Source organism: Streptomyces brevispora (genome assembly GCF_007829885.1).
Classification (GTDB): Bacteria; Actinomycetota; Actinomycetes; order Streptomycetales; family Streptomycetaceae; genus Streptomyces; species Streptomyces brevispora.
This window is the reverse complement of sequence record NZ_VIWW01000002.1, coordinates 500520-524202: the sequence shown is the minus strand read 5'-3', so window position 1 is coordinate 524202 and position 23683 is coordinate 500520. Positions and strand designations below refer to the sequence as shown.

General features: G+C 71.4%; 19 protein-coding genes. 9 read left to right on the top strand and 10 right to left on the bottom strand.

Annotation, left to right across the window (positions count from 1 at the left end):
- The 6 genes from FHX80_RS31825 to FHX80_RS31800 are packed head-to-tail and all read right to left on the bottom strand — an operon-like array spanning position 1 to position 6894.
- The gene (locus FHX80_RS31825; RefSeq protein ID WP_145767944.1) at positions 1-243 is read right to left on the bottom strand and encodes a hypothetical protein; all 243 of its coding nucleotides are present in this window, start codon (positions 241-243) and stop codon (positions 1-3) included.
- Positions 240-1343, bottom strand: a complete 1104-nt coding sequence (locus FHX80_RS31820) for a hypothetical protein (RefSeq protein ID WP_167523783.1) — start codon at positions 1341-1343, stop codon at positions 240-242. Before FHX80_RS31820 ends, FHX80_RS31825 begins: the two co-directional genes overlap by 4 nt.
- A complete protein-coding gene (locus FHX80_RS31815; protein ID WP_145767942.1) occupies positions 1282-3123 on the bottom strand; it encodes an asparagine synthetase B family protein in 1842 nt (613 codons plus the stop codon). Before FHX80_RS31815 ends, FHX80_RS31820 begins: the two co-directional genes overlap by 62 nt.
- Positions 3111-4124: an alpha/beta hydrolase gene (locus tag FHX80_RS34945; protein WP_167523782.1), complete on the bottom strand. Its 1014-nt coding sequence runs from the start codon at positions 4122-4124 to the stop codon at positions 3111-3113. Before FHX80_RS34945 ends, FHX80_RS31815 begins: the two co-directional genes overlap by 13 nt.
- A complete protein-coding gene (locus tag FHX80_RS31805; RefSeq protein WP_145767940.1) occupies positions 4121-5527 on the bottom strand; it encodes an MBL fold metallo-hydrolase in 1407 nt (468 codons plus the stop codon). The genes FHX80_RS34945 and FHX80_RS31805 overlap by 4 nt, the downstream gene beginning before the upstream one ends.
- Positions 5527-6894: a formylglycine-generating enzyme family protein gene (locus FHX80_RS31800; protein ID WP_244318713.1), complete on the bottom strand. Its 1368-nt coding sequence runs from the start codon at positions 6892-6894 to the stop codon at positions 5527-5529. The genes FHX80_RS31805 and FHX80_RS31800 overlap by 1 nt, the downstream gene beginning before the upstream one ends.
- Before the next feature lie 331 nt (positions 6895-7225).
- Here FHX80_RS31800 and FHX80_RS31795 point away from each other — a divergent pair, with 331 nt between their 5' ends.
- A complete protein-coding gene (locus tag FHX80_RS31795) occupies positions 7226-8023 on the top strand; it encodes a phytanoyl-CoA dioxygenase family protein (RefSeq protein ID WP_145767939.1) in 798 nt (265 codons plus the stop codon).
- 35 nt (positions 8024-8058) lie between these two features.
- Here the strand turns inward: FHX80_RS31795 and FHX80_RS31790 are convergent, their stop codons facing one another.
- A complete protein-coding gene (locus FHX80_RS31790) occupies positions 8059-9348 on the bottom strand; it encodes an ATP-grasp domain-containing protein (RefSeq protein WP_167523781.1) in 1290 nt (429 codons plus the stop codon).
- 75 nt (positions 9349-9423) lie between these two features.
- Between FHX80_RS31790 and FHX80_RS31785 the strand changes: the two genes are divergently transcribed.
- Together FHX80_RS31785 and FHX80_RS31780 are read left to right on the top strand one after the other, a co-directional pair.
- Positions 9424-10620, top strand: a complete 1197-nt coding sequence (locus FHX80_RS31785) for an MFS transporter (RefSeq protein WP_341874048.1) — start codon at positions 9424-9426, stop codon at positions 10618-10620.
- A 68-nt stretch (positions 10621-10688) separates the two neighbouring features.
- Positions 10689-12035 carry a nucleotide disphospho-sugar-binding domain-containing protein gene (locus FHX80_RS31780; RefSeq protein WP_145767937.1) on the top strand — a complete coding sequence of 449 codons (1347 nt, stop codon included), beginning with the start codon at positions 10689-10691 and terminating at the stop codon, positions 12033-12035.
- Between the two features lie 174 nt (positions 12036-12209).
- Here FHX80_RS31780 and FHX80_RS31775 read toward each other — a convergent pair whose 3' ends face one another.
- A complete protein-coding gene (locus FHX80_RS31775) occupies positions 12210-13748 on the bottom strand; it encodes an alpha/beta fold hydrolase (RefSeq protein WP_145767936.1) in 1539 nt (512 codons plus the stop codon).
- A gap of 163 nt (positions 13749-13911) precedes the next feature.
- Between FHX80_RS31775 and FHX80_RS31770 the strand changes: the two genes are divergently transcribed.
- The 4 genes from FHX80_RS31770 (at position 13912) to FHX80_RS31755 (ending at position 19364) form a co-directional block, all read left to right on the top strand.
- The gene (locus tag FHX80_RS31770; RefSeq protein ID WP_145767935.1) at positions 13912-14268 is read left to right on the top strand and encodes a VOC family protein; all 357 of its coding nucleotides are present in this window, start codon (positions 13912-13914) and stop codon (positions 14266-14268) included.
- Positions 14269-14500: 232 nt separating this feature from the next.
- On the top strand, positions 14501-16888 hold the full coding sequence (locus FHX80_RS31765; RefSeq protein WP_145767934.1) for an ATP-binding cassette domain-containing protein: 2388 nt from the start codon (positions 14501-14503) through the stop codon (positions 16886-16888).
- A 116-nt stretch (positions 16889-17004) separates the two neighbouring features.
- Positions 17005-17985: a dTDP-glucose 4,6-dehydratase gene (gene rfbB / locus FHX80_RS31760; protein ID WP_145767933.1), complete on the top strand. Its 981-nt coding sequence runs from the start codon at positions 17005-17007 to the stop codon at positions 17983-17985.
- Positions 17982-19364 (top strand): NDP-hexose 2,3-dehydratase family protein, encoded by a 1383-nt coding sequence (locus FHX80_RS31755; protein WP_145767932.1) that lies wholly within the window; start codon positions 17982-17984, stop codon positions 19362-19364. Before rfbB ends, FHX80_RS31755 begins: the two co-directional genes overlap by 4 nt.
- 124 nt (positions 19365-19488) lie before the next feature.
- On the opposite strand, the gene FHX80_RS31750 is transcribed toward FHX80_RS31755, so the two are convergent.
- Together FHX80_RS31750 and FHX80_RS31745 are read right to left on the bottom strand one after the other, a co-directional pair.
- The gene (locus FHX80_RS31750; RefSeq protein ID WP_145767931.1) at positions 19489-19995 is read right to left on the bottom strand and encodes a carboxymuconolactone decarboxylase family protein; all 507 of its coding nucleotides are present in this window, start codon (positions 19993-19995) and stop codon (positions 19489-19491) included.
- Positions 19996-20054: 59 nt separating this feature from the next.
- Positions 20055-20828 (bottom strand): gamma-glutamyl-gamma-aminobutyrate hydrolase family protein, encoded by a 774-nt coding sequence (locus FHX80_RS31745; protein ID WP_145767930.1) that lies wholly within the window; start codon positions 20826-20828, stop codon positions 20055-20057.
- A gap of 229 nt (positions 20829-21057) precedes the next feature.
- Here FHX80_RS31745 and FHX80_RS31740 point away from each other — a divergent pair, with 229 nt between their 5' ends.
- On the top strand, positions 21058-21981 hold the full coding sequence (locus tag FHX80_RS31740; RefSeq protein WP_145767929.1) for an ABC transporter ATP-binding protein: 924 nt from the start codon (positions 21058-21060) through the stop codon (positions 21979-21981).
- Positions 21978-22814 carry an ABC transporter permease subunit gene (locus FHX80_RS31735; protein WP_208764840.1) on the top strand — a complete coding sequence of 279 codons (837 nt, stop codon included), beginning with the start codon at positions 21978-21980 and terminating at the stop codon, positions 22812-22814. Before FHX80_RS31740 ends, FHX80_RS31735 begins: the two co-directional genes overlap by 4 nt.
- Positions 22815-23683 lie beyond the last annotated feature (869 nt).

The window sequence follows — 23683 nt, the reverse complement described above, 5'->3', positions numbered from 1 at the left end:
CTAGTGTCCCGGCCGGTGGGCGGCCCGGACGGTGGGCGGTCCGGTGCGGCGCCCCGCCGTGCGGAGGGCCGGCCCGTGCCCGTGTCCGCGGTGGCCGGGGCCGCCGCGGGGCGCGGCCCCGGTGTGCCGTGCGGCCCGGTCGGTGCCGGGCGCGCCGGTGTGGGCGGCGCGCCCGGTCGCCTGCCCGGTGGCGGGGCCGGGCACGGCCCGGCCCGGTTCGGGAAGTGCTGGGCTGTCGGTCATCCCAGCACTTCCGCGTGGCCGGCCAGGCGTAGTTCCGTGTCGAGAGCGGCGGCCAGGGCGAGGACGGGGTCGCGGCCCATGCCCGTGCCGGCGCTGCCCAGGAGGCGGAGTTCGTAGCCGTCGGGGTGCTGCCAGAAGGCGTCGCAGGCGCCGTACACGGCGCTGAGGTGGGCGAGGTGGAGCGGGCGTCCGTCGGCGAGGGTGTGGAGCTCGTCCGCGGCCGGGTGCTTGTCGCGCTTCGGCGGGAACTCCAGACGTCCGCCGCCGGTCTTCTGGAGGGTGAGGCGCAGTTCGTCTCCGGTCGGTGTGGTGTAGACGACCTCGAGTTCGCGGGCGGTGTCGCCGTCGCCGAAGGTGGCGGCGCTGTTCGCGCGGAAGGGGCCGACCGTGGCGGGGACGCCCTGTGCGGTGAGGAAGGCGGTGACCCGGTCCGAGGGGATCCAGTCGCCCTCGTGTTCCTTGCCGCGCCGGTGGAAGTGGTAGGGGCCGGTGGGCACCGAGACCATGTCGGCCGGGTGCTGGGCCCAGTAGCTCAGCTCCGAGAACGGCGTGGCGAGGACGCGGGGTACCGCTTCGGGCACGGCGGGGCGCAGTCCGGCGTAGAGGGCGATCAGCTCATGGTCGGTGAACTCTCCTTCGAGTACGGAGAGTTCGACGGTGGTCCCGGCGAGGCGGGCGCTGCCGGCCCGGTGGGCCTTGTAGTCGGTGCCGAGCCAGGCCACCCGGCCGTCGCCGATCTCGTGCGGCCGGGTGGCGCTGCCCCACAGGCAGGGGTGGTCGGCGGCGGGGAACGCCCAGTCGTACAGGAACTGTTTCAGGCGCAGCCGCCGTCCGCCGCCGGAGATCTCGGTGCGGTATCCGGCGGGGTTGGCGTCGCTCCAGGGGCTGCGGCCCTGGGCCTCGACGCGTCCGGGGGGTGCCTCGCGGCGGAGTGTGCCGACGGAGGTGTCGCAGCCCCGGGGCAGGGCGGTGGGCCGCCACAGCACGAAGGGGCACCATTCCTGGGCCCGTTCCTCCTCGATGGCCGGGGGGACCGGGTCAAGGTCGGACGCGCTGGCCAGGACCTGCGGGCGCCAGCGCGGGACGGAACTGCTCACCATGACTCCTCGGTTCGGTTCTGAACTCCGCGATGTGGCCGAGCCAGGCGGAGGTGGAGGCCAGGAACATCCATTCGCCGACACCGAGTCCGGCGCGGAGTCCGGCCGGGACGGGGGGCAGTCCGAAGGGGGTGCCCAGGTCGTCGGCGAGTTCGGTCAGCCGGCGGACGTAGCCCGGGTCGGCGGGGCTGGGGAAGCCCTGCTTGCGGCGGTGCCGCACGGATTGGGGGAGCAGGTCGCCGAGGGCGGTCTTCAGGAGGTCCTTGTGGGTGCCGGGCTGGTGGCTGTCCTTCAGGTGTTCGGGGCAGCGGAAGGCCAGTTCGGTGAGGGTGACGTCCTGGAAGACGGGCCGGTCCTCCAGGGTGTGGGTCGCCGAGGTCGCGTCGACCATGTCGTTGACGTAGACGAGGAAGCGCCGCATGAGGTGGTGCCGGCCGCGTTTGAGCGGGGACGCCGTCCTGATGGCCCGGTACTCGTCCATCGTGCGGGCCCAGATCCGGTCGGTGACCTCGTTCATGTCGACGTCGAGTTCGTGGGCCATCCAGCTGACGAGCTGGGACCACAGGGGCCGTTCGTCGGCGTGCAGCCGGTGGGTGAGGTAGTGCCGGCCGTGGATGTAGGTGGGGGCGAGCGGGTCGACGATGGGGAAGTAGCGGCCGTCCTGGTAGCCCCAGAGCTCGTCGGCGCCGTGTCCGGAGTAGACGACCACGTTCCCGTCGGCGGCGATCGTGCCGTACAGGTGGTGCATGGCGAGTTCGGCGCCGTGCAGCAGCGGGCGCATCAGCCGGGTGGGCAGGAGCGGGACGAGTCCGGCGGCCGTGTCCTGGTCGAGGTCGCAGACGGTCAGCGGGACGCCGAGGCGTCCGGCGACCTCGGTGGCGTAGGTGACGTCGTCGCCGGAGCCGCCGATGCCGTCCTGGTAGCGGAGCACGTAGGCGTCCAGCGGGGTGCCTCGCGCGGTGAGGCCGGCGACGATCGCGGTGCTGTCGACGCCGCCGCTCAGGACGGCCGCGCGCGGTACGTCGGAGACGGAGCGCTGTTCGATCGCCCGGTCGAAGGCGGCCCTGATCTCGTCGGCCTCGATGGGCTCGTCGGTGGAGGCCGGCTTCCAGTAGCGGTGGGTGCGCAGTTGCGGCCGGTCGATGATCAGGTATTCGGCGGGCTGGAGCGACCGGACTCCGCGCAGCCAGGTGTGGTCGTCGGCGGCGTCCATGCGGATCCAGGAGCGCAGTACGAACTCCTCGGGCTCCACCTCGGCCCGGACGAGGCCGGTGCGGAGCAGGACGCCCTGCTCGGAGGCGAAGATCAGGCCGCCGTCGGCGTGGGCGTAGAAGAGCGGTTTGACGCCGAAGTGGTCGCGGGCGAGGACGACCCGGCCGGTGGTGGTGTCGTGCCAGGCGAGTGCGAACATGCCGTCCAGGGGCCGCAGTGCCGGGCCGGGTTCGTCCTGGCGGCAGATCTGCTGGAGGACGAACTCGGTGTCGCAGGTGGTGCGGCGGGGCCAGAGCGGCGGGGCCGGCGAACGCGATCCGTACACCTCGCCGTTGTGGACCAGGACGATCCGTCCGGTGGGGTCGGTCATGGGCTGGTCGCCCGCGTGGGAGCGGTCGCGGACCGCGAGGCGGGTGGCGCACAGCATGACGGTGCCGCACTCGGAGACGTAGGGGGCGCAGGAGTCCTGGCCGCGGTGGGCCATCGCTTCGGTCATGGTGCGGCCCAGGGCGTCGAGCCGGGCGGTGTCGCGTGGGCCGTCGAGGCTGATGAAGCCGGCTATACCGCACATGTGCCGACCGTCCTTTCGGACCAGACGTGCCGCAGGCCGGCCAGGGCGTCGGTGTAGACGTGCTCGATGCCGTGGTGGCCGCCCTCGTGCTCGGTGTAGTGGTGGGGGACGCCGTGGGCGTCGAGGGCTGTGTGCAGGGCGCGGGCGCCCCAGTGCATGCCGTACTCGTCGCGCTCGCCGACGCCGAGGTGGAGGTGGTCGAGGCGGGTGAGCGCCCCGGCGTGCTCGTCCAGCATGCGTACGGGGTCGTGGGTGAGCCAGCGCTGCCACACCTCGTCGCGGAAGACGCCGGTCTCCGGGTCGCAGGGCAGTGCGTCGGACGGGCTGGTCCGGGGGTCCTGGGCGTAGCACATGCCCAGGGCGATGATGCTCATGGCGACCATGAACGGCGCGTCGACGGGGCCGGTGGCGCGGCGGGCGAGCAGTGCGTCCATGCCGCCGGCGGCCCGGACGGTGTCGAGGGTGCGCGGCAGGAGCGGCAGGTGGCTGTGCTCGAAGCCGGCGTCGGGCGAGCAGGCGATGACCGAGCCGAAGAGGTCGCAGGTCATGCCGGCGATCAGCGCGCCGTAACCGCCGCTGGACTTGCCGCCGATCGCGCGCCAGCGTGGTGCGGGCCGGGTGGTGAACCGCCGGTCGACGGCGGCGACGATCTCGGCGAGGTAGCCGGCGTAGCGGCCGCAGGGGGCGGAGTCGATGTACTGGGAGCCGCCGTAGGCGGTGGTGCCGTCGGGGACGACGATCAGGGCGGGCGGCACCCGGCCGTCGGTCATGGCTGAGCGGAGCCGGTCGGCGACGGTGGTGCCGAAGGCGAGGGCCTTGCCGCAGAGGCTGGGGTGGGCGCCGAAGCCGGGCAGCCAGTAGATGACGGGGAACGGGCGGACGCCGTCGTACCCGGGCGGGAGGTGTACCTCGACCCGGCGTGTGTGGGGGTCGCCCAGCGGGTTGTCGCGCAGGCAGGTGCTCTCGTGGTCGAAGAGCACGGTCTCGCTGGAGTCGCTCACGACCGGGTCGCCTCCCGGAGCTGCCGCTCGACGTGGCGGGTGTAGTAGGAGGGGTGGTGGAAGACGGCGGACAGCAGGACGCCGTCGCTGGCCCACAGGCCGAAGGAGCTGCCGAAGAGGAGGTCGGCGCCGAGCATGGCCTCCAGGGTGCTCGCGGCCGTCTCGGTCCAGCCCTCGGCGCCGGTGACGTGGGAGCGTGCGGGGCCCGCGCCGAGCTTCGTCACCCGGCCGGTGACCGGGTCGAGGAGGTAGGAGGTCTCGTCGCCGGTGTCCTCGTAGAGGGAGACGACGTGCCCTCCGGCGCCGTCGTCGAGCGCCCGGTACCAGTAGTCGGTGGCGACGAGCAGGTCGAGGAGTTCGCGGAGCATCTGCTCGGCGGGCCGGGTCTGCCGGCCGTAGCGGTCCAGGGAGGCGTCGAAGGGCGGGACCGGGGTCTTCGGGTCGAGCCGGACGGCTGCGTAGATCTCGTCGAAGTCGTATGCGTGGGGGGCGACCGGCCCGTCGACGGGGGTGGTCTTTCCTCCGCCGGCCTCCAGGACCTGGCCGGGTCCCCACAGCAGGCCGGCCCGGCCTCGCTCGGTGAGGCGCGCGAGGGCCTGGGCCGGGGTGAACGGGAACATCGTGCGGTTGCACCAGTCGTAGTCGCGGTCGGTGTCGCCGCTGACGCGCCAGCCGAAGGAGGACGGCACGGTCAGGGCGGCCGGCAGGGAGTCGACGTACCGGTCGAAGTTGGCGACGGCGCGGGCGCGGACGCCCTCCGGGTCGGTGAGCGGGCGGCGCTCGGTGAGGACGCCGGGTGGCGAGATGCTGTGCGTGGGGACGAGCACGAGGTCGAGCTTCGGCGCGTCCTCGCGCTGGAAGGCCTCAGTGGTCGCCTCGTGCAGGAGCGCGTCGCCGCACACCATGACGGCGGCGTCCTCGGTCTCCACGAGCACGCTCATCTCGGGGAAGGGGACGGCGGAGGGGAAGGTCCGCAGGGTTGCCCCGCCGAGGGTGACGGTGTCTCCGGGTGTCACCGGGTGCAGCCGTTCGAAGCCGAAACGGCGCAGTGTCCAGGAGATCGCCTGGTGGCCGAGGCCGGAGGCGGTCAGCGTCGGCGGCACGGGGCCGGCCGGGTAGATGCAGGTGACGCCGGTGCTCTGGCGGGGGCTGTCGTCGAAGTCGACGTCGGCGCCGTCCGTGAGGAGGCCGAGGGAGGGGAAGTGGTGGTGGTCGAAGTGGTGGTGGCTGAGGACCACGTAGTCGACGCCCTCGTCGAGGACCTTGCGCACGAGGCCTTCCTCCAGGGGCGGGTGGTGTTCCCAGAAGCGGTCGAGGCGCTGGGTCAGCCACGGGTCGAAGAGGATCCGCTCCCGGCCCGTCTCGACGAGGACCGCGGCGTGGCCGAGGGAGGTGAGGCGCATCAGTTGTCCGCCTCGTACACGCAGCGGAAGCCGACCTCCATGTGCCGGTCGGTGATGAGGTCCTTGCCGCGGTAGAAGGTGGTGAGACAGGCCGGCGGGGAGGTGAACGTGCCGCCGCGCAGCACGTGGAAGGCTTCCTTGCGGTTCATGAAGTCCAGCGGGTGGCGGCCTTTGAAGAAGGGGTCCATGTCCTGGCCGGTGTAGAAGTTGGTGCGGGTGAGTTCCCAGACGTTGCCGGACATCTGCAGGGCGCCGTAGGGGCTGGCCCCCTGGGGCAGCGCGTCGGCGGCGAGTACGGGGTGGGCCGGGTTCTGGCCCTGCTCGATGGTGACGAGGAGTGCTTCGAGGGAGTCCAGGTCGGCGACGGCCTGGCCGAAGGACCGTTCCACGTCGTTGACGCGTTCGGGGTCCCAGTCCTCGCCCCAGGGGAAGCGGCGGCCGTCGACGCCTCGGGCGGCCTTCTCCCACTGGACCTCGCTGGGCAGTGTGCCGCCGGCCCAGGCGGCGAAGGCGTACGCGTCGTACCAGTCGATGCCGACGACGGGGGTGTCGGGGGCGTTGAAGCGCGGGTCGTGCCAGTGGGCGGGGCGGTGCGAGCGCTCCAGCGGCTGGTCGGGGTGGTCGAACTCGCCTGATTCGCCGGTCTCCTGGAGGAACTCGCGGTAGCGGGCGTTGGTGACGGTGGTCCGGTCGATGAGGAACGCGGGTACGTCGACGGCGCGCAGGGTGGTGTCGTCCTGGGCCATGCGGAAGGCGTCGGGCTGTTCGTCGGCGCCGATGATCGCGGGGCCGGCCGGGACGAGGACGACGTCCTCGTGGCGGCGGACGCGTTTGCGGGCGGCGGCGATCCGGGAGCGCATCTCGGAGAAGTACTCGTCCTCCAGGCGGCGCAGTTCGACGGGGTCCCTGGTGCCGAATACGGCGATGAGGGCGCGTTTGGTGAGGGCGGCGCCGCAGCCGACGGGCTTGCGGGCCCAGTCGGGGCGGGTGAAGTTGCTGGGCCAGCCGGAGATCCGGATGAGGTCGGGGACGGCGGCGGCGATGCGGTGCTCGGTGATGACCTTGAGGGCGGTGAACGCGACCCAGTCGACGGTGTCGTGGGTGGCGGCGGCGACGGCGGCGCCGGCGGCCTCGTCGCCCGCGTGGTGCGTGGCGAGGAGCCGGACGGCGCCGGCGCGGACGGGCCACTCGGGGTGGGAGACGGCGATGCTCGCGAGGAGCGGGATGCCGTCGGCGGTGCGGCCCTTCTGGCCGGCCAGTGCGACGACGCGCTCGACCGACGCCCAGTAGCGGTCGTCGGTGGAGTCGTCGGTCACCGTCATGTCGGCGGGAATGTCGATGACCTGTGAAACGCGATTGCCTACCATGTCAACCTCTCTCGGACGACGTGCCGCCCGTACGGAAGCGGGTTCCGTACGGGCGGCGCGTACGCGTCGTGCGTGTGCAATTCGCCGGGTCAGCGAATTACCACTTGCTGGTCTCCTGCTGGGCGTCGCGGGTCTCGATGAAGTCACGGTCGCTCATGAGTCACTCCTTCTTCTCGGGAATGCATGGGGCGGTCGCCCTCATGGCCGAGGAGCTTACGGATCCGCCGGAACGGGCGGCAACGGGCCAGGGAAAGTCCGTGGTTGAACATGAACGCGCCCGAATCGTCCGGGTAGGTTCGCGGCCATTCGAACCGGATAAAGGGGAGGAAGAATGGTGGAAAGCTATTCCCGCGGGATGCGGGAGAACGGGTTCGTACGGCTGCCCGGGCTGGCCGGCGGCGCGGAGCTCGCCGGGCTGCGGCGCGCGGCGGGGCGTCTGGAGGAGCTGGCCCGCGACCGTACGGCCTCGGCCGGGGACTTCGTCCTGGAGGCACCGGGCATCGGCGGCTGGGCGGCCTGGCAGCAGGGCTCCGGTGCGCTGCCCGGCGTGCTGCGGTCGGCGGACCGCATCCATGTGCACGAGCCGGAGTTCGGCGCCGTGCAGCGGGCGCTGGGTCTGGCGGAGGGCCCGGTGCGGGCGGCGTCGGGCGCGACGGGCACGCTGGTCAACTCGTTCCTGTGGGCGAAGCCGCCGGTGGTGGGCTCGGCGAAGCCCTGGCACCAGGACATGGCGTTCGCACCGCCCGGGTTCGCCGCCGGGCAGGACGGCATCGTGACGATCTGGGTCGCCCTGGAGCCGGCCACCCGGCGCAACGGCTGCCTGGAGTTCATCCCGGGCTCGCACGTCCTGGGGCTGTTCCCGCACACCGGGGACCGGGAGCGGCTGCCGGGCGAGGCGCCGCTGCGGGTCCCGGTGGAGCCGCACGTGGCAAACGGGCACCTGCCGTGTACGGCCGGTGCGGTCGCGATGCCGCTGGAGCCGGGGTCGGCCGTGATGTTCGACGGCATGGTGCTGCACCGCTCGGCGCCCAACACCACGGTTTCGGAGCCGCGTACGGCGGTCAGTTTCGTGTACCGGGTGCCGCGCCCGGCGTGGACGCGGATGGAGCCGGCCGCCGCCCCGGTGTGATGTTCGTCTGCGGCGGGGCGGCGGTCGAACGTTCCTCAGGAGGCGGTCGAGGCCCCGTCGAGGGCGTAGAACCCGGTGCCGTCGAGGTGCCGGATGGTGTTGAGGTCGCGCTGCACGACCTCGTCGAGTTCGTGCAGCAGCGTCACGATGACCGGGTAGGTGAGGTCGTCGACGGTCCGCCGGATCCTCTGGCCCGGCCGGACCAGGGGCGTCAGGGTGTGGAGGCCCTCCAGGCGCTCGATCTCCTCGATCCCCTCGTAGCCGCGGAGCACGCCTTCGACGGGCGAGACCATGCCGTAGATGGCGGCGTACCGGCGGATCTCGTAGGGGGTGCCGGCCCTCTCGTGGAAGCGTTCGGGCCGCAGGAAGGCGTCGACGGTCCATTCCAGCTGGGACTCGCCGATGCCCAGGCCCGCGGCGGCGGGGATGCCGCCGCCCGCGATCCGGGCGCCGACCTCGACCAGGCAGGGCCCGGCCGGGGTCATCCGGATCTCCAGGTGGGCGGGGCCGTGCCGGATGCCGAGGGCATCGAGGACGCGGAAGGCGTAGTCGGTGAGGGGTTCGACGACCCGGCTGCCGGAGTCGATGAGCGAGAGCGCGTCGCAGAGGTCGAGGACTCCGTTGCGGCTGGCGCGGCCGGTGCGCCAGACGTCGCACACGTGGTGGCGGCCGTCGCGGCTGACGGTGTTGACCATGTACTCGGTGCCGGCGAGGTACTCCTGGGCGACGGCCCCGTTGTTGGGCTGGGAGAAGACGTCGTCGGCGTCGGCGAGGGCACGGAAGGCGGCGGCCGACTCCTGGGGGGTGTCGCAGAAGGTGACGCCCTGGCCGCCGGCGCTGCGCGGCGGCTTCACGACGACCCGGCCGCCGAGGTCGCGGTGCCAGGCGGCGAGTTCCCGGGCGTCGGTGGCGAACAGTTGGCGGGCGGCCCGCAGTCCGGCGGCGCGGACCGTCTCGACCATGAGGTGCTTGTCGCGGCGGGCGGCGCTGAGGGCGGTGCCGTTGCCGGGCAGTCCGAGGCGGTCGGCGAGCAGGTCGGCGAGTTCGACGCCGATCTCGCCGCCGGAGACGACCGCGACCGGTGCGAACGCCGCCACCGCTTTCGCGGTGGCGTCGACATCGCCTTCATGGGTGAGGTCGGCGATGAAATCCTCGGCGACGTAAGGGGCCGGGATGTAGACGTACGGAGTCTCGCGCGTGCTCTGGACGCGGACGACGGAGCATCCTTGCCGGAGGAATTCAAGAACGAGTGAACGGACGCCCGCATAGGCGTCAACCATCACGATGCAGGGGTTGCCAGGAAGACTCTGGACGGCTGTTGTCATATGTTCAACGATAGGCATTCGGCTCGTTCGTCGAAATCTGTTCGTCTCTGACATCCTCCCCTTCCTGGAGGACTGATGATGATATTTTTCCGCGCGTGTGCTCGCTCATCCCGCTGCACTCCCGCATTGCTCTTCTTCAATACGTGCGGGAGTTTTCTGCTTCTGGTGAGCCTGTCCACCCACGTCGGTTCCGTCACCGGCTCTGGACTGCTCGCCGGCGCTGTCCTGAGCGCCCCCTGGCTGCCGGCGCTGCTGCTCGCCGCGCCGCTCAACCGGCTGCTCGCCCGCCACGCCCCGCAGCGGCTCGTCCGGATCGCCGAGGCGGCGAGCCTGCTGCTCACGGCGGCGGCCCTGGTTGTGCCCGGCGGCGCGCTGCTCGCGGTCGCCACCGCTCTGGTCGTAGCCCGTGGCTTCTTCGAGGCGGTGACCCGCTCGGCCACCTCGGTCGTGCTGCGCGGCACCGTGCCGAAGGCGCTGCTCGACCGGGTCAACACGTATGCCGAGATAGGCAAGTTGACCGGGGTCAGTGTGGGTGCCGCGCTCGCCGGGCCGGCCGCCTCGGTGCTCTCGCCGCGCGGACTGATCGCGCTGAACGTGGCGACGCTCGCGCTCTCCGCGCTCCTGGCCCGGGCGCTGCCGTCCGCGACCAGGGCGGCCGGGGAGAGCGCCGCGTCACCGGCAGGGTCCGGGGCGCGGCTGCGGGTGGAGGACCCGGTGGTCCGCAGGCTGTTCGTCCGCTTCCTGCTGGTGGCGTTCTGGCAGGGCTTCCACACCGTGGCCGTCACGGTGATCCCGCTGCGTCTCCTCGACGGCGGCACCCGGCTCGTGGGGGTGTTCGTCGCGGCCTCGGCGGTCGCGGTCTTCGCCGGTTCGCTGGCCGCCCTGCCGGCCCAGCGGTACCTGGGTCATGTGCCCTCGGCCGTGTGGCTGGTGCTGCCGATGGCGCCGCTGCTCGCGGCGGTGCTGGCGGCGAGCACCGTACCGACGCTGGTGCTGTACGCGGTCTTCCTCATGCTCTTCGAGCTTGCCTTCGTGCACTGCAACAACCGTCTCCTGGCGGCCGCTTCGGCCCGGGAGCTGCCCTCGGTGGTGACGCTGCGGGCGACTTTGCTGCCCTCGGGCGTGGCCGTGTCGATCCTGGTCATGGGCGCGCTGAGTGATCTGGCGGGTCCCGTGCCGGCCGTCCTGGTGGTCGTCGTCACCACGCTCGCGGTCGGCGCCGCGACCAGCGGCAGTCGGCAAACTCGGAGAAGCCCCGTACCTGACGCGTGACCAGACTGGCAGGGCCGGCCTGCGGGGCGTTCGTCCGTCCCGCTTCCCCTGACCGAAGGAATCGCGTCGTGCGCGTTCTCATTGTCCCGTTCCCGTGGAAGACCCATGTCTTCAACCTGGTGCCGCTCGCCTGGTCCCTGCAGACCGCAGGGCACGAGGTGCGGGTGGCCGGGTGGCCCGACCTCCTCGACGCCGTGACCGGCGCCGGTCTCCTGGGCGTGGGTGTGGGACCCGGCGAGAGCGGGCGGGAGCGGGAGGCCGGCGACCGGCGCCAGCAGCGGGAGCGGGGGGCCGCCCCGCCGGTGCCGGGTGGCGGGGCGGCCGGGGCGGGGGGCCTCGATCCGCTCTTCGACGTACGGCCCGGGCGCGAGCGGCTGGGCTGGGAGCAGGCCACGCGGGTCTTCGAGGACCTGGTGCTGCCGCAGGCCCGCCGGTCGAACGACTCCATGATGGAGGACGTGGTCGAACTGGCCCTGGAGTGGCGGCCCGACCTGGTGCTGTGGGGTGCCAAGGCCTTCGCCGGCGCGGTCGCCGCCGCCGCCGTGGGTGCGGCCCACGTCCGGGTCCTGTACTCGGTCGACGTCTACACCCGGATGCGGGAGGACTTCCTGCACGCCAAGGCGCTGCAGCCCGCGGACGACCGGGCCGACGGGCTCCAGGAGTGGCTGACGGGCTGGGTGGAGAAGTACGGCGGCGTGTTCTGCGAGGACCTGGTGAACGGGCAGTTCACGATCGACCCGCTCCCCGCCGCCTTCCGGCCCGATCCGCGGCCGACGACGCTTCCCATGCAGTTCGTCCCCTACAACGGGACCAATGTCGTGCCCCGTTGGCTCGCGGAGCCGCCGCGCGCGCCCCGTGTCCTGATGACGTTCGGCGACCACGTCAACGACGGGCCGGTGCGCCATCTGCTGCCGGCCGGGCGCATCCAGGAGATTCTGGACTCCGTGGGCGACCTGGACATCGAGCTGGTCCTCACGCTGCCCCGGCAGGCCCAGGAGGAGTTGAGCCGTGTCCCGGCCAACACCCGTCTCGTGGAGTCGGTGCCGCTCTCGGAGGTGCTGCCGGGCTGCTCGGCGATGGTGCACCACGGCGGGACCTGGTCGTTCGGCTGCGCGCTGCGCTACGGGGTGCCGCAGTTGCTCGTCAGCCGGGCGTTCGACGTGCCGCTGAAGCTGCAGTGCCTCGAACGGACGGGCGCGGGGCTCTCCATGAAGCCCTCGGACGTCGACGGTCCCGCAGTACGTGAGGCGCTGCTGCGGCTTCTGGAGGACGGGACGCTCCGGGCCAACGCGCAGCGGCTGCGGCGGGAGGTCCTTGCGATGCCGGCGCCGAACGAGGTGGTGCGCACCCTGGAGGGGCTGGTCCTGGCGCATCGGGCGGTGGCCCACCGGGGTGCCGGGGTCGCCGCGCGCTGAGGGCCGTGGCGCGGCGGCCCCGGCGCCCCGGTGGGCGGCGGTGCTCCCGCCGGAAGCGGGCCCCGCACCTTGCTCGTGCGGGGCCCGCGGTGTGCCCTGGGCCGGGCACCCGGATGGTGAGCCGGCGGGGGCCGGGCCCGCTCCCCCGGGCCCGCTGCCCGGCCGGAGTTGCGGTCAGGCGGTGGGTACCGGGTCCGGGGCCGCCTGGCAGGTCGCGTCGGCGCCCCACGCGGCGGACGGCCGGGTGCCGTCCCGCAGGAAGTTGCTGACGTAGGTGTTCAGGCAGGTGTTGTTGTTCGCGGAGAGGGACGCGCCGACGCTGTGGCCGCCCTGCTCCAGGATGAGCCGGGAGTCCGGGAAGCGCGCGTGTGTCTCGTAGGCGCCGAGGAGTCCGTGCGCGGAGTCGAACTGCGGCTGGACGATGAGGACTTCCACGTTGCTGCCGACCTGCACGGGTGTCTGGGACGGCACCGGCCAGAAGGCGCAGGGTGCGGTGTACCAGGCGTTGGTCCAGGTCAGGAACTTGGCGCCGAGGGCGTACTGGGCCGAGTAGGCCGCACTGTAGGAGCTCCAGCCCTTCGGCCAGGGGCCGTCGGTGCAGTTGACCGCGTTGGTCATGGTGTGGCGGTTCTGGTGCGGGAAGCCCGGGTCCGAGTAGTTCGCCTTCAGTGACGCCGGGTCGTTCTTGACGACGAAGTCGGAGAGGATCTTCGCGCGGTTCAGCCAGGTCCAGTGCCGGTAGACGACCGGCTCGAAGACGTCGGCCCACTCGGCCGGGCCTATCTTGCCGTCGACGGGCGCGGCGCGGAGCTTGTTCCGGCCCTCGTAGTACTTGGCCTCGACCTGGGCGGCGGTCGTGCCCAGGTGGTAGACGCCGTCGTACTCGGCGATCCAGGCGAAGAACCGGTCGGCGTTCTGCTCGGACGTGAAGTTCTTGCTGAACTGGTTGGGGAAGCCGGCGCCGCTCGGGCTGGCGACGCTGTCCAGGAGCAGCCGCTGGACCCGGGTCGGGTAGAGGGTGGCGTAGACCGAGCCGAGGTAGGTGCCCCAGTCGGTGCCGAAGAAGGTGATCTTCTCCTGGCCGAGGGCGATGCGCATCTGTTCCAGGTCGCGCGCGGCGTCCTTGGTGGTCAGGTGCTTGAGTACGTCGCCGTACTGCCGGCCGCAGCTCTCGGCGTACGCCTTGGCGCGGTTGACCCAGGCCTGCTCGGTGGCCTGCGAGCTGGGGACCGGGTCCGGCTGGGCCTGGCCGGGGTTGATGTAGGAGGGATCGCAGACGATGGCCGGTTCGCTGGCGCCCACGCCACGCGGGTCGAAGCCGATCCAGTCGTAGGCGGGGCCGACGTCGGAGGCGAGGCCGGTGGTGCCCTGCGCGTAGCGCGTGGGCAGGTCACGGCCGATGCCGCCGGGCCACTGGCCGCGGTTGAGGATGACGACGCCCTTGTAGTCGGCGGCGGCGACGGTGTGCTCGGCGCGGGTCAGCGCGAGCTTGATCTTCTGGCCTGCGGGGTTGCTGTGGTCGAGCGGGACCTCGACCGTGCCGCAGTCCAGGCCCTTGAGCATGGCACCGAGGACCGGGTCGTTCTCCGGACACGGAGCCCATGCGATGGTGCCGGCGGCCGGCGTGACGGCGGCCTCCGCCGCGACCGGGGTGAGGGTCGGGCCCACCAGACCGGTCACGATGACGGTGGTGACCAATGCGAGCTTCTTCACGTGGTTCCCCTTCTGAATACAACGCGCTCGCAGCCTGACAACGGGACCTCTATTTCCGGTCAACGCTGGCTGGAATCTCACTGAAGGTGAGCGTGATCGAAGAAGCGCGGAGTCGGCGGATTTCCCTAGCATGCAATTCGAGATCCCGACCTCAGGAGTGATCATGTCCGACCCTGCCATCCAGGGAATCAAGACCGTGCTGCATCCCGTCAAGGACCTGGTGGTGGCCAGGAGCGTGTACACCGCCCTGCTCGGCATCAAGCCGCAGACCGTCTCCGACTTCTACGTCGGCTACGACATCGCAGGTCAGCACATCGGCCTGGTGCCGGGTGCCGATACGCAGGGCATGTCCGCGCCGGTCACGTACTGGCACGTGCCGGACATCGAGGCGAAGCTCGCGGAGGTGACCGCGGCGGGCGCCGTCGTCCGGAATCCGGCCGCCGACGTCGGTGGCGGCCGCCTCATCGCCACCGTCACGGACGTCGACGGCAACGTTCTCGGGCTGCTCCAGGACAGCTGAGGCAAAACCCTCTCGATTCCTCCTCGATTTCCACTCGAATCCGGCTCGAGTCCGGCTCGAATCCGGCTCGAGTCCGGCTCGAGTCCGGCTGGATTCCCGCTCGGGCCCCGCTCGGCTTCCTCCCGAGCGGGGCTCGAGTCGTATGCGAGCGGGAATCGAGCGGACCGCAGCACCCTCGCCGGACGGGCCGGGCGACCGCGGCCCGGTCCTCAGGCCTCAGTGAGGGAGAGCAATGAGCCAGGAACCCGCCCCCGTCCGCCGCCACGACCGGATCCGGGTGCACGGCGCGCGGGTGAACAACCTCAAGGACATCGACGTCGAGATCCCCAAGCACCGGCTGACGGTCTTCACCGGGGTCTCCGGCTCCGGCAAGAGCTCCCTGGTGTTCGGCACGATCGCCGCCGAGTCGCGGCGGCTGGTGGACGAGACGTACAGCGCCTTCGTCCGGGGCTTCATGCCGACGCTGTCCCGCCCCGAGGTCGACGTCCTCGAAGGGCTGACCGCCGCGATCGTCGTCGACCAGCGGCGCCTGGGCTCCGATCCCCGCTCCACCGTCGGCACCGCCACCGACGCCAACGCCATGCTGCGCATCCTCTTCAGCCGGCTCGGCACCCCCCGTATCGGCCCGCCCAGCGCCTTCGCCTTCAACGTCCCGCGCCGCACGGCGAGCGGCACGATGAACGTCGACAAGGCCGGCGGCAAGCGGATCGTCGTCCGCAGGGCCGTCTACCACGGCGGGATGTGCCCGCGCTGCGAAGGCCGCGGCACCGTCTCCGACGTCGACCTCACCCAGCTGTACGACGACACGCGCGCGATCGGCGACGGCGCGTTCACGATCCCCGGCTGGAAGCAGGACAGCTTCTGGACCACCCGCGTCTACGCCGAGTCCGGTGTCCTCGACCCGCGCAAGCCCATCCGTGACTTCTCCGAACGGGAGATGCGCGAGTTCCTCCACGGCGATCCCCGCAAGGTGAAGGTCGACGGGGTCAACCTCACCTACGAGGGCCTCCTCCCGAAGATCCGCAAGTCGATGCTGTCCAAGGACCGGGAGTCGCTCCAGCCGCACGTCCGGGCCTTCGTCGACCGGGCCGTCACCTTCACCGCCTGCCCCGACTGCGCGGGTACCCGGCTCTCCGCCGAGGCCAGGTCATCGAAGATCCACGGGGTCTCGATGGCCGACGCCTGCGCGATGGAGATCAGGGACCTCGTCTCCTGGGTGCGCGGCCTGGACGAGCCCCCGGTGGCGCCGCTGCTCGCCTCTCTCCTGCACACCCTGCAGTCGCTGGTGGAGATCGGGCTCGGCTACCTCTCCCTGGAGCGGACCGCCGGCACCCTGTCGGGCGGTGAGGGCCAGCGCGTGAAGATGATCCGCCACCTCGGCTCCGCGCTCACCGACACCACGTACGTCTTCGACGAGCCGACCACCGGTCTGCACCCGCACGACATCGACGGCATGAACGGGCTGCTGCTGCGGCTGCGCGACAAGGGCAACACCGTTCTCGTCGTCGAGCACAAGCCGGAGGCCATCGCCATCGCCGACCACGTCGTCGACCTCGGCCCCGGCGCCGGCGCCGAGGGCGGCCGGGTGCTGTACGAGGGCACGCTCGACGGGCTCCGCGCGAGCGACACCCCGACCGGCCGCCGGCTCGGCGACCGGGCCCGGCTGAAGGAGGCCGTACGGAAGCCGGCGGGGCACCTGGAGATCCGCGGCGCCTCGGCCCACAACCTCCGCGACGTCGACGTCGACCTGCCGCTCGGCGTGCTCTGCGTGGTCACCGGTGTCGCCGGCTCCGGCAAGAGCTCCCTCGTCCACGGCTCGGTGGCGCGCCGGGAGGGTGTGGTGGCCGTCGACCAGTCGCCGATCAAGGGCTCCCGGCGCAGCAACCCCGCCACGTACACCGGTCTCCTCGACCCGATCCGTACGGCTTTCGCCAAGGCCAACGGTGTGCGGCCGGGGCTCTTCAGCGCCAACTCCGAGGGTGCCTGCCCCACCTGCGACGGCATCGGTGTTCTCCACACCACTCTCGCGATGATGGCCGAAACCGCCACGACCTGCGAGGACTGCGAGGGGCGGCGCTTCGACGGGTCCGTCCTGGAGCACCTCTTCGGCGGCCTCGACATCAGCGAGGTCCTCGCGATGCCGGTCCACGAGGCCCTGGAGTTCTTCGGCGCGGGCGACACCCGCGTCCCCGCCGCCCACCGCGTCCTGCAGCGCCTCTTCGACGTGGGCCTGGGCCACCTCTCCATCGGCCGGCCGCTCACCACTCTCTCCGGCGGTGAGCGGCAGCGGCTGAAGCTCGCCGCGCACCTGGGCGGGAAGGGCGGGGTGATCGTCCTGGACGAGCCGACCTCCGGGCTCCACCTCGCCGACGTGGACAAGCTGCTGCGGCTCCTGGACCGGCTCGTGGACGCCGGCAAGTCCGTCATCGTCGTCGAGCACCACCAGGCCGTGATGGCGCACGCCGACTGGATCGTCGATGTCGGCCCCGGCGCCGGCCAGGACGGCGGCCGGATCGTCTTCGAGGGCACCCCGGCCGAGCTCGTCGCCGGCCGTCCCACGCTCACCGGTGAACACCTGGCGGCCTATGTCGGGCGTTCAGCGGCTGAACCGGCAATCTGAAAGATGCCCGTGTCCGGGCAGTTCCTTAGCGTGCATTGCACGGCACCTCATCCCCTTAAACGAAAAGGGCACAGGAACATGTTTCGACCGTGGAATTGCGACTGCGATGTGGTCTCATGAGAATCCTTGTCACCGGCGGCGCCGGATTCATCGGCTCCCATTACGTACGGACCGTTCTCGAGGGGGGATACCCGGGGTACGAGGACGCGCACGTCACCGTCCTCGACGCGCTCACCTACGCCGGCTCCCGGGAGAACCTCCCCGCCGCGCACCCGCGGCTCACCTTCGTCCGGGGCAACATCCTCGACCGTGACCTGCTGTGCAGTGTGCTCGAAGGCCAGGACGCGGTGGTGCACTTCGCGGCCGAGAGTCATGTCGACCGCTCCATCGAGAGCGGCGCCGACTTCGTCCGCACCAATGTGGAGGGCACCCAGGCCGTCATGGAGTGCGCCCTCGCGGTCCACGTCGAGCGGGTCGTGCACATCTCCACGGACGAGGTGTACGGCTCCATCGACAAGGGTTGGTGGACCGAGGAATCCCCGCTCCTCCCCAACTCCCCCTACGCCGCCTCCAAGGCCTCCTCCGACCTCATCGCGCTCGCCTATTTCCGCACCCACCGGCTGAACGTCTCGGTGACCCGCTGCTCCAACAATTACGGGCCTTATCAGCACCCCGAAAAGTTCATTCCGCTCGCGGTCACCAACCTCCTCGAAGGACGCCGCATCCCGGTGTACGGGGACGGGCAGCAGATCCGCGAGTGGCTGCACGTCGATGACCACTGCCGCGCCGTGCAGCGGGTCCTGACCGGCGGCCGGGCCGGTGAGGTGTACAACATCGGCTCCGGATCGGCCGTGCCGAACCTGACGCTCGCCCACCGGCTCGCCGAACTCTGCGGCGTGGGAACCGACATGATCGACCACGTCACCGACCGCAAGGGCCACGACCGCCGCTACGCCCTCGACCAGTCCAAGATCGAGGAGGAGCTCGGCCACCGGCCTCTCACCTCATTCGACCGCGGCCTCTCGGAGACCGTCGCCTGGTACCGGGACAACCCGCAGTGGTGGAAGCCGGTCAAGGCGAGCGGGGGCCGGGCATGAGCACCCGGACCCGGCTCGTGCCGCGCTCGCGCGCCGGGGTCACCGAGCGGCTCGCCCGCTCGGCCGCGACGCCGCAAGGCGCCCACCGCACGACCGCCGAGACCCTGGACTGGCTCGGCTTCCACCGGGTCACCTGCGGCACCGAGATCCGGCGGATCCCCTTCGCCAAGCTCGACAACTGGTCCTTCGCCCCGGACACCGGCGACCTGCGGCACAGCAGCGGGGCGTTCTTCACCGTCGAGGGCCTGCACGTCACCCGGCCGGACGGCACGTGGCAGCAGCCGATCATAGTCCAGCCGGAGATCGGCATCCTGGGCATCCTGGCCAAGGAGTTCGACGGGGTCCTCCACTTCCTCATGCAGGCCAAGATGGAGCCCGGCAACCCCGACCTGGTGCAGCTCTCCCCCACCGTGCAGGCAACCCGCAGCAACTACACCAAGGCCCACGGCGGCGCGGCCGTGAAGTACCTGGAGCACTTCCTGGAGCCCGACCGGGACCGGGTGCTCACCGACGTCCTCCAGTCCGAGCACGGCGCCTGGTTCTACCGAAAGCGCAACCGGAACATGATCGTGGAGGTCGACGCCGGCGTCCCCGTCCAGGTCCACGACGGCTTCGCCTGGCTGACCCTCGGCCAGATCGTGGAGCTGCTCTGCCTGGACAACGTGGTGAACATGGACGCGCGCACCGTCCTGGCGAGCGCCCCGATGGCCGCCGAGGAGGCCGGCGCGCTGACCTCCGACGCCGAACTGCTCGCCTGGTTCACCGGCGAGCGGGCCCGCCAGGACGTCCGCACCCGCCGCATGCCGTTGCGTGAGATCTCCGGCTGGCGGCGGGACACCCACTCCATCCGCCGCGAGGACGAGCGGTTCTTCCGGGTCGTGGCGGTCTCCGTCAAGGGCGCCGGACGTGAGGTCCGCGGCTGGACCCAGCCGATCATCGAGCCGGTCGGTCCCGGCCTGGTCGCCTTCGCGTACCGCATGTTCGACGGCCTCCCCCATGTCCTGGTGCACGCGCGCGTGGAGGGCGGCTTCCTCGACACCGCGGAGCTCGCGCCGACCGTGCAGTGCGTGCCGTCGAACTACGCGCACCTGCCGGACGGGCAGCGGCCCGCGTTCCTCGACCTGATGCTGAACCCCTCGCCCGAGCGGATCCGCTACTCGACGGTCCACTCGGAGGAGGGCGGCCGGTTCCTGGACGCCGAGAGCCGCTATCTGATCGTCGAGACCGACGAGGCGACGACGCCGGCGGAGGCGCCGCCCGGTTTCCACTGGGTGAGCACGGGCCAGCTCAACTGGCTCGCCGGACACAGCCGTTATGTGAACGTGCAGGCGCGGACACTCCTCGCGGTCCTCACCACCGCGGGCGCGGGGACCTCCTGACCCGGGAAGGCCCCCGGAGCTCCGGCTCCGGGGGCCTCACACACACGTTGCACAGCACGAAGGCCCTGGTCGGTGGAGAACCCCACCGACCAGGGCCTTCGTGCTGTGCGGGGCGGTCGGGCCATTACTTCGTCGCGGCGAGCCGCGTGGTCATCGGGGTCCACTCCTTGGGGTTCACACGCCAGTCGACCGGCTGCTGCTTCGTGGCGACGTTGACGCGGTTCCAGAGGTTCACCAGACCGATGTGGAGCACCACGGCGCCGAGTTGCTTCTCGTCCCAGTGCGTGGCGGCCTCGTCCCAGACCTCGTCCGAGACCGGGTCCCGCACATCGCTGATCCGGGTGGCGGCCTCGGCCAGCGCGAGCAGCGAACGCTCGGCGTCGGTGAAGCAGGTCTGCTCCCTCCAGGTCTCCACCAGCGGCAGACGGAAGTCCTCCTCCCCCGCCTCCTCGAACTCGCGCTTCTTCACGGGAATCTGGACCGGACGGCCGTTGATCTGGCTCACCCTCAGGTGGATGAGAACGAGCGTCTGCAACGGCACACCGACACTGTTGATGGCCTTGACCAGGGCCCGCATGGGGGGCAGAACATCGGGGACGACCAGCGACGGGTTAGGCATGCGCGGCGACATCTGTAATTCTCCTTCTGATAGGGACCGGAAAGCAGCTTGCCCTCAGGGGCTGTTCTTTCTCAAGTGGTGCTGAATTCCGGCAGACAACTGTTTCCCTGCGTGGCTCCGGCGGCCCCGGCGAATGCGTGGTGCAGTCGCCGGTCGGCCGTGTGTCCGGCTTCCCACTGCACCCCGACGGCAAAGGGGTGGTCCGTCACCTCGACCGCCTCGACGGTCCCGTCCGCCGCCCGTGCGGTGACGGTGAGGCCGTCACCGAGCCGCTCCACCGCCTGGTGGTGGTGGCAGGCCGACTCCGGCTCGTCCTCGTCGAGGACGCCGGCGATACGGCTGCCGGCCACGAGGTCGAGCGGGTGGCGTCCCAGGGTGAAGGACGGTGTGTCAGGACGGTGGCCGTCGTGACCGGTGGTGTCCGGAAGATGCTGCTGGAGGGAGCCTCCGTGCAGCACGTTGAGCAGTTGCATGCCGCGGCAGATGGCCAGGACGGGCAGTCCGGCGTCGAGTGCCGCCCCGAGCAGGGCCAGTTCGAGGCGGTCGGCGTCCGGGGTCATGGCCCGGGTGACCGGGTGCGCGGCCTCACCGTACAGCGCCGGATCGATGTCCGGCCCGCCCGGGACGAGGAGCCCGTCGACCCGGTCCAGGAGTTCCTCGGCGCCGGGCAGCAGCGGCAGGAGCAGCGGGGCGCAGCCGGCCTCGTGGAGGTAGGCGATGTGGGCCTGGAGTGCGAGGCTGACGACCAGGCCGGAGCCCTGGAGTGTGACCGGCGCGGTCCGCGCGACGATCCCGATGACGGGCCGCCGGGGCGCTTTTGCCGGGTCATTCGGGGTTGAATTCATGACCGCCTTTGGGGGGTTCCGGGTTCGACTGAGGAAAAGAAGCAGATGAACCAACCGTCCCCGGGTGACGGCCTGCCGTCAAAAATGTCGGCGGGGTGTGAATCCATGGCCCGTGTTCAACCTCGGATCCGGGCGGAGAGCTACTGAACGGAATGCCGGTCCTGGTACCACTGGGGCGGGATCTTTCTGTCTCCCGATATCTCTCGCAGCCCCTTCACCTGAGGTGACCATGATCGAGGCGAAGAACATCACGAAACGCTACGGCGGCAAGACCGCCGTGAACGACTTGTCGTTCACGGTCGAGGCCGGCCGGGTCACCGGATTCCTGGGCCCCAACGGGGCGGGCAAGTCCACCACGATGAGGCTGCTCCTGGGCCTGGACCGGCCCGACGCGGGCCGGGCCACCATCAACGGTGTGGCCTACCGTGACCTCGCGCAGCCGATGCGGGTGGTCGGCGCTCTCCTGGAGGCGCGTGCCGTGCACACCGGCCGCAGCGCCTACGACCACCTGCTCTGCCTCGCGCAGACCCAGGGCTTCGGCAAGCGCCGGGTCCAGGAGGTGATCGAGCAGGTCGGCCTCGGGTCGGTGATGCGCAAGCGCGCGGGCGGCTTCTCCCTCGGCATGAGCCAGCGGCTCGGTATCGCCGCCGCGCTGCTCGGCGACCCGGCGGCACTGATCCTGGACGAGCCGGTCAACGGCCTGGACCCGGAGGGCATCCTCTGGATCCGCAATCTGATGAAGTCGCTGGCGGCCGAGGGCCGTGCCGTCTTCGTCTCCAGCCACCTGATGAACGAGATGGCCGTGACCGCCGACCACCTCATCGTCATCGGCCGCGGTCAGCTGGTCGCCGACTGCTCGACCGCGGAGTTCATCGAGCGCAGCACCAAGCAGTCGGTCCTGGTGAGGACTCCGGAGCAGGAGAAGCTCGCCGGGCTGCTCAGGGCGCAGGGCGCCACGGTCACCGAGACCGAGGACGGCCTGGCCGTCGTCGGGCTCGACGCCCCGCGCATCTCCGAACTCGCCGCCGCCGGCAACCTGGCTCTGCACGAGCTCTCCACCAGCCGCGGCTCGCTGGAGGAGGCCTTCATGGAACTGACCAAGGACGCCGTCGAGTACGACGCCGCCGTGCCCACCACCGGAGGCGCGAAGTGAGCACCCTGACCACCCCCGCCCCGGCGTCCGCCGCCGACACGCAGCACAGGCTGAGCTTCCGACGGCTGATGCTCTCGGAGTGGACGAAGATCCGCTCGGTGCGCTCCACGGTCTGGTCGCTGGCCATCCTGGTCGTGGTGACCCTGATCTTCACCGCGCTGTTCATGCAGATGGGCGTCTCGAACTGGGACAAGAGCGAACCATCCCAGCAGGCCGAGATGCGGATGGACCCGACCGGCACGATCCTGGGCAGCGGCATCCTGCTCAGCCAGCTCGCGGTCTGTGTGCTCGGCGTGATGGTCATCGCCTCGGAGTACTCCACGGGCATGATCCGCGCGAGCCTGCTCGCCGTCCCGAAGCGTGTCCCGGTCCTGGCGGCCAAGGGCGCCGTCTTCGGTCTCCTGGTCCTCGTCGTCGGCGAGGTGACCGCGTTCGGTTCGTTCTTCATCGGCGCGCCGCTCCTGAAGGAGAAGGCACCGGTCGCGCTCGGCGACCCGGGCGTCCTGCGGGCCGTCGCCGGCACCGGCCTCTATCTGGCCCTGCTCGGTCTGTTCGCGCTCGCCGTCGGCGCGATCGTCCGGCACACGGCAGCGAGCATCACCGGTGTCATCGGCTTCGTCCTGGTGCTCACACCGGTGGCCGCGATGCTGCCCGGCAAGATCGGCACGTATGTCTACGCCTACCTGCCCACCGCGGCCGGCACCATGATGACCCAGCAGCAGGCGCGTACCGGCGACGTGCTGGGGCCCTGGCAGGGAATCGGAGTCCTCGCCCTGTGGACGGCCGTGCTGCTGGCCGTCGCCGCGGTACTGCTGCGCCGCAGGGACGCCTGACCTCCCCGCCCACCACAGGTGTCCGCCGACCGGGCGGGGCATCCCTGCGCAACGAAGGGGTACGGCCGGTGACGGCTCGTCAGAACGCCTGGTCAGAGGTGCTGTTCGGTGGGCGGTGCCCGCGAAGCTGCCGGTGAAGGCGCGGTGGACGGCTCCGCAGGCGCCAGGACCGTGTCCGCGGACGGGGCCGGTCCGGGGCACCGTCCGGGGAGCGGTGACCGCCGGAGGGGACCTGCCCCCGAGCGGTGACACCTCAAGGACCTGACCCACCAGCGGTGTCCGCCTCCCGGCGCCTGGCCCCGGGAGGCGGACACCGCTGAGCCCGGCAGGGGCCGGGCCGGGGGGTCTTCCGTGGCGATGACAGTCCACCCACTCGCCCGGGGCCGAGACGAACACGGTCGCACCGTGCCCGTCGGACCCGGGCCACACCTTCGAGGACACCGGCAAGGATCCGGCGCTCAGCCGGGAGACGCTGCGCAACTGGTTCCGGGCCGAGCGGGCCCGCCACGACGGGGGCGGCACGAAGAGGGCGAGCACGGCGGGGGCGGCACGAAGAGGGCGAGCACGGAGAAGAGCGGAGGGGATTCCCCCGCCGGCGGCCGAGGGGGCCTCGGGCCGAGAACAAGGCCCTGCGCCGGGAACCGGCGGCGGTGCGCAAGGAGAACCGGGAACCGGGCACGGCACCCCGCGCAGGGCGGCAGAGCCGTTCGCACCGGAGACGGCCTGGTCACCCGCTATCCGGTCCCGTGAGGACCACCACCGCGCCCGGGGCGTGAAGCGGCTGCGGCCGTGCGGGAGATGGCCCGCTCCAGCCTCTGCACGTGGCAGGCCGGCCGCAAGGCCCGCACCGCACACGAGCGGTCCGATAC

Bases quoted from the DNA above. Each gene is read 5' to 3' on its own strand.
- FHX80_RS31825 (WP_145767944.1), bottom strand. From the start codon at position 243: ATGACCGACAGCCCAGCACTTCCCGAACCGGGCCGGGCCGTGCCCGGC.
- FHX80_RS31820 (WP_167523783.1), bottom strand. From the start codon at position 1,343: ATGGTGAGCAGTTCCGTCCCGCGCTGGCGCCCGCAGGTCCTGGCCAGC.
- FHX80_RS31815 (WP_145767942.1), bottom strand. From the start codon at position 3,123: ATGTGCGGTATAGCCGGCTTCATCAGCCTCGACGGCCCACGCGACACC.
- FHX80_RS31805 (WP_145767940.1), bottom strand. From the start codon at position 5,527: ATGCGCCTCACCTCCCTCGGCCACGCCGCGGTCCTCGTCGAGACGGGC.
- FHX80_RS31800 (WP_244318713.1), bottom strand. From the start codon at position 6,894: ATGGTAGGCAATCGCGTTTCACAGGTCATCGACATTCCCGCCGACATG.
- FHX80_RS31795 (WP_145767939.1), top strand. From the start codon at position 7,226: ATGGTGGAAAGCTATTCCCGCGGGATGCGGGAGAACGGGTTCGTACGG.
- FHX80_RS31790 (WP_167523781.1), bottom strand. From the start codon at position 9,348: ATGACAACAGCCGTCCAGAGTCTTCCTGGCAACCCCTGCATCGTGATG.
- FHX80_RS31785 (WP_341874048.1), top strand. From the start codon at position 9,424: ATGATGATATTTTTCCGCGCGTGTGCTCGCTCATCCCGCTGCACTCCC.
- FHX80_RS31770 (WP_145767935.1), top strand. From the start codon at position 13,912: ATGTCCGACCCTGCCATCCAGGGAATCAAGACCGTGCTGCATCCCGTC.
- FHX80_RS31765 (WP_145767934.1), top strand. From the start codon at position 14,501: ATGAGCCAGGAACCCGCCCCCGTCCGCCGCCACGACCGGATCCGGGTG.
- rfbB (WP_145767933.1), top strand. From the start codon at position 17,005: ATGAGAATCCTTGTCACCGGCGGCGCCGGATTCATCGGCTCCCATTAC.
- FHX80_RS31755 (WP_145767932.1), top strand. From the start codon at position 17,982: ATGAGCACCCGGACCCGGCTCGTGCCGCGCTCGCGCGCCGGGGTCACC.
- FHX80_RS31750 (WP_145767931.1), bottom strand. From the start codon at position 19,995: ATGTCGCCGCGCATGCCTAACCCGTCGCTGGTCGTCCCCGATGTTCTG.
- FHX80_RS31745 (WP_145767930.1), bottom strand. From the start codon at position 20,828: ATGAATTCAACCCCGAATGACCCGGCAAAAGCGCCCCGGCGGCCCGTC.
- FHX80_RS31740 (WP_145767929.1), top strand. From the start codon at position 21,058: ATGATCGAGGCGAAGAACATCACGAAACGCTACGGCGGCAAGACCGCC.